At 44.9% G+C, this 7,356-nt stretch carries 5 protein-coding genes; 1 reads left to right on the plus strand and 4 read right to left on the minus strand.

Annotated elements, in window-relative coordinates; genetic code table 11:
- Positions 1 to 415: 415 nt before the first annotated feature.
- Both O8C65_14985 and aroA read right to left on the minus strand, forming a co-directional pair.
- Positions 416 to 922, minus strand: coding sequence for a hypothetical protein (locus O8C65_14985; GenBank protein MCZ7358223.1), 507 nt, complete (start codon positions 920 to 922; stop codon positions 416 to 418).
- A 337-nt stretch (positions 923 to 1,259) separates the two neighbouring features.
- Positions 1,260 to 2,522 (minus strand): 3-phosphoshikimate 1-carboxyvinyltransferase, encoded by a 1,263-nt coding sequence (gene aroA, locus O8C65_14990; protein ID MCZ7358224.1) that lies wholly within the window; start codon positions 2,520 to 2,522, stop codon positions 1,260 to 1,262.
- Between the two features lie 125 nt (positions 2,523 to 2,647).
- Here aroA and O8C65_14995 point away from each other — a divergent pair, with 125 nt between their 5' ends.
- Positions 2,648 to 3,907: a hypothetical protein gene (locus O8C65_14995; protein ID MCZ7358225.1), complete on the plus strand. Its 1,260-nt coding sequence runs from the start codon at positions 2,648 to 2,650 to the stop codon at positions 3,905 to 3,907.
- A gap of 19 nt (positions 3,908 to 3,926) precedes the next feature.
- On the opposite strand, the gene purQ is transcribed toward O8C65_14995, so the two are convergent.
- The gene (purQ, locus tag O8C65_15000) at positions 3,927 to 4,712 is read right to left on the minus strand and encodes a phosphoribosylformylglycinamidine synthase I (protein ID MCZ7358226.1); all 786 of its coding nucleotides are present in this window, start codon (positions 4,710 to 4,712) and stop codon (positions 3,927 to 3,929) included.
- A 271-nt stretch (positions 4,713 to 4,983) separates the two neighbouring features.
- Entirely contained in the window at positions 4,984 to 7,257 is a 2,274-nt protein-coding gene (locus O8C65_15005) for a type I restriction endonuclease subunit R (GenBank protein MCZ7358227.1), read from the minus strand.
- Positions 7,258 to 7,356: the final 99 nt, after the last annotated feature.

Consider the following 7,356-nt stretch of genomic DNA (forward strand, 5'->3'; position numbering starts at 1 on the left):
ATGAGAGGGCAACAGGTTAATCTACGGGAACGGATCCCAAACGCAATGTTTGTTACCCTCTCGACCTACTTTTATGTAGGTGCAAGAACGTTTTTATATTTCTCGCATGGATGTTGTATATACGAACGCAGATGAACGCAGATTTGTTGTCAGGTCTTATGAATAAAATTGGATAAGTTATTTTTCCGTGAACTCTAAGTGTTCCTTTCAATCATATCGAATTCAATGCTGGTGCGGCGGGTTCTTATTTATTTTATCCTCTTGCTCGATTCCAGGCAATCCAGGTACATTCCCAACGAAATCAACGAGAGCGATGTTGAAGTAATATCCCCCCAATTACCTCGATTCTGTTTTTCCAGCAGCCATTTGATAGAGGGGCCGATCTCTTTCTCAATATCTCTCTCCCCTGCCAGTATCAAAGCCTGTATGGCAAGGTTGCTGGTGGCGATATGGGTCCATCCTCCGAAAAGCCTTTTTGAAAGTATCCAGCCTGCCCTGTAAGCGATGTTGTGCCCACGTGCTCCCATTTATCCCCGTAATTGTTCACCAGCCATTCGCATCCCGCCTCATTTTTTATTCCTGCATCCCCGAGAGCGATCAATGCATATGAGGTATCGATCTCGTTATTGTTCCAGTTATCTTTCTCCTGCTGCTCCTGTATCCACTTTATCGCATCGGATTGAATTATTCCGCATCCTGCCAGCGCGATGCATGCCCTTGCCGTATCGAGAAGAGTCTTGTCCGTTTCCCAGAATGCGCCTTTTTTCAGGGACAACAGTATTTCAATCAGGTAAGCTGTGTTCTCCTTCCACAGGGATAATGCCTGGATCGACCTGGAAAGGTCTTTAACTGTGACCGGATTCTGCCTTTTGAGCCATTCGATTCCTGCTGCAGAAGCATTATGAATATCTATTTCAATCATTTTTGTGAACACTCTGGTTACCTGGCGGGCTATGCGATGTTAGCTTATGAATCAGATCAGAGAACGCGATCGTCGCAAAGATATTGCTCTGAATTATCATTCATTGGTCATCGGTTAAGGAGTTTGATTGATTTAATGCATATCGTTTTTCGAAATGCGAAAGATAGTTATGATTCTCGATCCTTAGTTGAAATAGAACACGGATGGCACGGATTTGACGGATACCCACGTATATTTTATCATCCGTGCCAATCCGTGTTATCCGTGGAATCCGTGTTCCATCCCATTTTTTCTCTTAACCGATGACATATGAATTATCATTATCCTTGTTTCCGTTTTATGAAACAACCGCGCCTATCTTCCTCAAATCCTCAAAGAAGCCCGGGTACGAGATGCTGACCGACTCAACCGTATCGATCACAGTGTCTCCTGCCACCATCCCTGCCACCGCCAGCGCCATCACGATGCGGTGATCGTCCCAGCCATGCACTTCCGTGCCTCTTAGAGGTCCGCCTCTGATCATAAGCTGGTCTTTTTCTTCCGTGATGTCCACGCCCATCTTTTTCAGCTCGACCGTCATTGCATGCAGCCTGTCGGTTTCCTTGTATCTCACATGCTCTGCGTTCTCAATTATCATGGTTCCTTCCGCCGCTGCCCCCAGTACGGCCAGCGTGGGAACAAGGTCCGGCGTTTTTCCGACATCGACGGTAATGCCTGTTAGCTCTCCCCTCCTCACCCTGACCACGCCTCTTTTCTCGTCCCACTCGACATTCGCTCCCATTTTCCCGAGTATCTCGATCAAGGCCGAATCACCCTGTTCTGAGGGGAAGAGGTTCTTGATGGTAACATCGCCGCACAGCGCTCCTGCTGCCATCATATATGAAGCCGAGGAAAAATCCCCGGGAACATTATAAGAGCTCAAATTATACTCCTGTTGCGGCGGAATGGTGAAGGAGTTTGGACTATCGGTAATTATCTTGGCTCCCGCGCCTTTTAGCATGTCGATAGTGATATTGACATAAGGGCGGGATTTCAATTCACCCTTTATCAATATTTGGGTCTCACTATCTGAGAAAGGGCATGCTATGAGCAGCGCAGATATGAACTGGGAACTTATCGACCCGTCGATATAGACGCGTCCTCCCCGCATCCTTCCTCTCACCACAATGGGAGCCATGCCGTTGTTACGCGTGGAGAACGCCTCAGCGCCGAGACCGTTCAGAGCATTAAGCAGAGGCGTATTTGGCCTGGTCCTTATACTCGCATCACCTGTAAGCACCGTGGCGCCCTTCACGAGCGAGGCCACCGCGGTCATAATGCGAAGAGTTGTGCCCGAGTTAGCAACATCGATCACATTGTCCGGGATTTTTAATTCCCCATCGAATCCTTTGACAAGCAGTGCCTCTTTCCTTGATTCTATGCTTGCGCCAAATGCTTCCGATGCTCTTATCGTGGCCCGTGTATCTTCTGAGATCAGCGGATAATTTACAGTTACTTTTTTGGAGAGGGCAGCTATTGCTATAGCCCTGTGGGTATAGCTTTTTGAGGGCGGGGCGTTTACGGTCCCTTTTACTTCCGATCTCTGGATGGTTAGTTTCATGCGGGTTGTTAATTGAAAATGCAACTATTTATTGATACTGATAGTATTGCTCCAAGCATCAAACTTGATATACCCTCCCGCAAATATTGCATCACCATGCAGAAAAGAAAGATGAAGGATATAATTTGAACTGGATTGAAAGGCTTTTTGGGAAAAAAGAATACACCTCCACCGAAGAGAAGTTCGATGAGCTTCCCTTATGGCTTGAGGCACAATCCAGGAAAATTTCCCAAGAAGTTGAAAAAGATGCAGCCTCGGTTTTTTCGGACATTGAAGCTGCACTCAGGAAAATCAAGAAAAGCACCGATTTGCTGGAGCAGGCAGAGCTGGAAGGTAGATTTCATCTTAAATTGGTGAAAATCGCAGCGACAAACCGGGATAACATGATCAAGCAGATACGGATGCTTATAGAAAACATAGCAGTTCCCGATGCTGCTGATATCAAAACTATCCTTGCTTTCCATGAAAATGCCATGCAGACCCTGACCGTATGCCTCGAGAATATCATGAAAAGTTACCAGTATACCAAAATGGTGTTCCCGGAGGAGTCAAAAGATGTTATTGCGGATGTCAATGCACTGGGAAGGCTCCTGAACCAGCTCATAGAACCCATAAATGAAAAAAAGAAGACAATCGATGCTTTTGATAATGCCTCCAATGCAATACGAACTATAAGAAATCTGATCAAGGATATTGAAAAAGAGAAAAGAAAAATCAATGAAAGCGATGAAAAATTCTCTATTTTGAAAAAAGATATGGACGAAGCGCAAAAAGACCTTGCCGGGCTCAAGGAAAGTGAACAATGGGAACAATATCTCAACCACAGGAATGAACTTATGGAACTGGAAACTAAAGCCGAGAAAATCGAGTCAGAGATCAAAGTGCAGGTTTTGCCCCTGAATAAAGCCCTGGGCAGACTCAAGCAACTGAGCGATAGCGGTAGATACACCCTGGCCCCTGAAGTGAAAGAGGGTCTTCATTCATGCCTGTTGGACCCGAAATGCGTTAATCCCGGATTTCTGGCCGAATTTAAAAAAATCGTTGAAAGCGACGCGCTGAGCCTTGCATCGGATAAACGGGATAAAATGCTTGAACAAATAAAGGTCGTTGAGGCATCGTTTGACCCCTATAAGAAAAAATATCAGGCTCTTGTAAAGGATATCGAGGCAAAAAAAAGTGAGATATCGAGACTCAATATAGCGGAGGAGGAAAAGAATTTTAACGAGAGGATCGCTATTTTGCGGGATAAGATAACTTTCGAAGAGAAGGAATTAGAACTATCAAAAAAACATCTTGTTTCTTTTGAACATAATCTTGATTCAAAAAAACTGGAGTTACAGCAGATTATTTCGACAATTGATAGCAGGATGAAAATTGCGTTCTAAAATCACGCATTCAAGGTTTTTACAACCGTTCCTCCGCATACTCCACCGCATTCCTGAATATCGCAACACCTGCACCCTCCTCCGGCAGCTCCTCCCGGGTCCATGAGGGATGGTTCGTCCTGTGCGTGAAGGCTTCGGGATGCGGCATCATCCCGAAAACCCTGCCTGTCTCATCGCATATGGCAGCGATGCTGTCCACAGAGCCATTGGGATTATGGGGATATCCAGCAAAGTTCCCCTCTCTGTCTACATATTGTAATACCACATGGCTATTTTTTCTCAATCTAGCGAGAACCTGCGGGCTTTTGACAATGAATTTTCCTTCGCCGTGGCGCACCGGGAGGTAGATGTTGCCAACTCCTTTCGTGAATACACATTTTGCCTCCGGATTTCCCTTGAGGTGAACCCATCTGTCCTCAAATCTTCCCGAATCATTGAACGTGAGCGTCACGTCCTGCGTAACGTAGTCCCCATCGAACGCGGGCAGCAGTCCCATCTTTACCATCGCCTGGAAGCCGTTGCAGATGCCAATGATCAATTTTCCGGAATCTATGAATTGCCCAAGCTGTTCTCCCAGATTATACTTGATCATGTTTGCAAGGACTTTTCCCGAGGCTATGTCATCCCCGAAAGAAAAACCCCCGGGGAGAGCAAGAATGTGGAAATCTGAAAGTTCCTTTGAACCGTTGATCAGGTCTGAAAGATGCACTCTCTCTGCATCGGCCCCAGCAAGTCGGAAAGCGTGGGCAAGCTCCATATCGCAGTTTATGCCGTAGCCCGTGAGAACGAGAACTTTTGGAGTCATTTTATTCCTGAATTTTTAATTTTACTTATACTTGCTCAATCTGTTATAAGTTCAGTGGTTGCCAGTAGACATATATCACTTCAAAAATATTAATCTCGCGGCGCCGATATGTTCCCGAAGCAGCCTCACGGTCTATGAGATGGCGGGTTTACTCAGAATCAACAGCGGACTGATACGAACTCCGGTTGAGAGGGGATAGCGCTGGCGATGAAGGACACGGCGCGGGGCAGGCGGCGATGGGACGATAAGAGTTTATCATATGGTTAAACATTCACACTTCAGCCAGGTCTTTACATATTAATTTTGCCTGTTCCAACACTGTCTCTGTTGCCTTCTTCTGCTTATCTGGAGGATAACCATGCTTCTTCAATATCCTCTTTACCATAACTCTAAGTTTTGCCTGGACACTTTCTTTTAAAGTCCAATCGATCGTTACATTCTTACGAACTGTATCAACAAGTTCACGTGCAATAATTGTTAATTTTTCATCACCCAGAACTTTAACAGCGCTATCATTTACTTCCAGAGCATCGTAGAAAGCAAGTTCCTCTTCATTTAAATTTAATTTTTCTCCCCTGAGTTTTGCCTCGCGCATCTCTTTTGCCAGTTCTATTAATTCTTCAATAACTTGCGCAGTCTCTATACTCTTATTCTGGTATCTTTTGATCGCTTTTTCCAACATATCTGCAAAAGACTTACCCTGCATCAGATTCTTTTTTGACCTTGTTTTTATTTCATCATTCAAAAGCTTTCTGAGCAATTCAAATGCAAGATTCTTGTGGGGCATTCTTTTAACTTCAGCTAAAAATTCGTCCGAAAGTATTGAGATGTCGGGTTTTTTCAATCCAACAGAATCAAAGATATCTATCACTTTATCTAAAACAATTGCCTTAGATATAATCTGCCTGATAGCGGAATCCAGTTCTTCCTGCGGTTTACCCGCTATTATCGTGGTTTTCGCAAGCACTGATCTTACTACATGGAAAAATCCAACATCATCTCTAATCTTTAAAGCTTCCTCGTGCGGTACTGCAAGGGCGAATGCCTGCGATAATCTGGTTACATACTCAAGATATCTCTCTTTACCATTTTCCTGGTTTAGTACATGCTCCATAGCCGCTGGAATAATAGACATCTTATCCCTCGGCAGCGCCGTGAAGAATCTTTCATAATCAAATCCATGGAATAGTTCTGCCACAAGTTCATATTTTTCAAGCATTAATGCAACCGCTTCCTCTTTATCAAGTACAGTTTTACCCCTGCCACCACTTTCGGTATAGTCAGATAATGCTTTCTTTAACTCATCTGCTATTCCCAGATAATCAACGACGAGTCCTCCTTTTTTATCCTTAAAAACACGATTCACCCTTGCGATTGCCTGCATCAATCCATGGCTTCGCATTGGTTTGTCGATATACATAGTATGCAGACTTGGCGCATCAAATCCTGTCAGCCACATGTCCCGCACGATAGCAATTCTAAGAGGGTCGCCAGGGTCTTTCATGCGATCTCCAAGAACCCTGCGTCGCGGTTTAGTCCGGATATGCTCCTGCCAGCTCACATCGTCGCTTGCTGAACCTGTCATGATAACCTTGATAATTCCTCCGTCGTCGTCCCGATGATACCATTCCGGTCTCAATTTAACGATCTCATTGTGGAGATCAATGCAGATGCGCCGGCTCATACAGACGATCATGCCTTTTCCATCAAGTACTTCAAGACGCTTCTCAAAATGATCTACAATATCCTGAGCGATTTGTTTTAAGCGTTTTTCGCTCCCGACTATAGCTTCAAGCCTTGCCCATTTGCTTTTCAGCTTCTCTTTCTTTTCTACTTCCTCGCCTTCTGTGACGTCTTCAAATTCGGGATCAATCTTCGGACGCTCCTCCGGCTTTAATTCAAGTTTTGCCAGTCTGCTTTCGTAATAGATCCTCACGGTGGCGCCATCTTCTACTGCCTGCTCTATGTCATAAACATCAATATAATTTCCAAAAACGGCAGGAGTGCTTCTATCTGATTTTTCTATTGGCGTCCCGGTGAAGCCGATAAAGGAGGCATTGGGCAGTGCATCCCTTATGTGTCTGGCAAAGCCGTCAATAAAATCATATTGGCTTCTGTGCGCCTCGTCTGCTATTACGATGATATTCCTTCTTTCAGAGAGCAGGGGGTATCTATCCCCTTTCTCTTCAGGGAAGAATTTCTGTATCGTTGTAAATACTACGCCGCCCGAAGCGACCGTGAGGAGTTCCTTTAATTCGCTTCTTGAAGCTGCCTGGACTGGTTTTTGTCTCAGCAATTCATGGCAGCGGCTGAAAGTGCCAAATAACTGGTCGTCCAGATCATTCCTGTCCGTTAGTACAACAATCGTAGGGTTGTCCAAAGCTAAGACAAGTTTTCCAGTGTAAAAAGCCATTGTAAGGCTTTTACCCGAACCCTGTGTATGCCAGACAACACCGCAGCGCTTATCACCCCTTGGGCTTGAAGCTGTGAGAGTTGCTTCAATTGCCCAACTTTTACCCTTGGTTATGACAACAGCCAAAAACATCCATAATTTTTTTCTGCTCTTCAGTCACAGAACTCGTTCTTTTTAACAGCTTATCTCCATGATGGATGTTAACAGTGTAGACATTCTCCAGTAACTCCT

Source organism: Candidatus Methanoperedens sp. (assembly GCA_027460535.1).
GTDB lineage: Archaea > Halobacteriota > Methanosarcinia > Methanosarcinales > Methanoperedenaceae > Methanoperedens.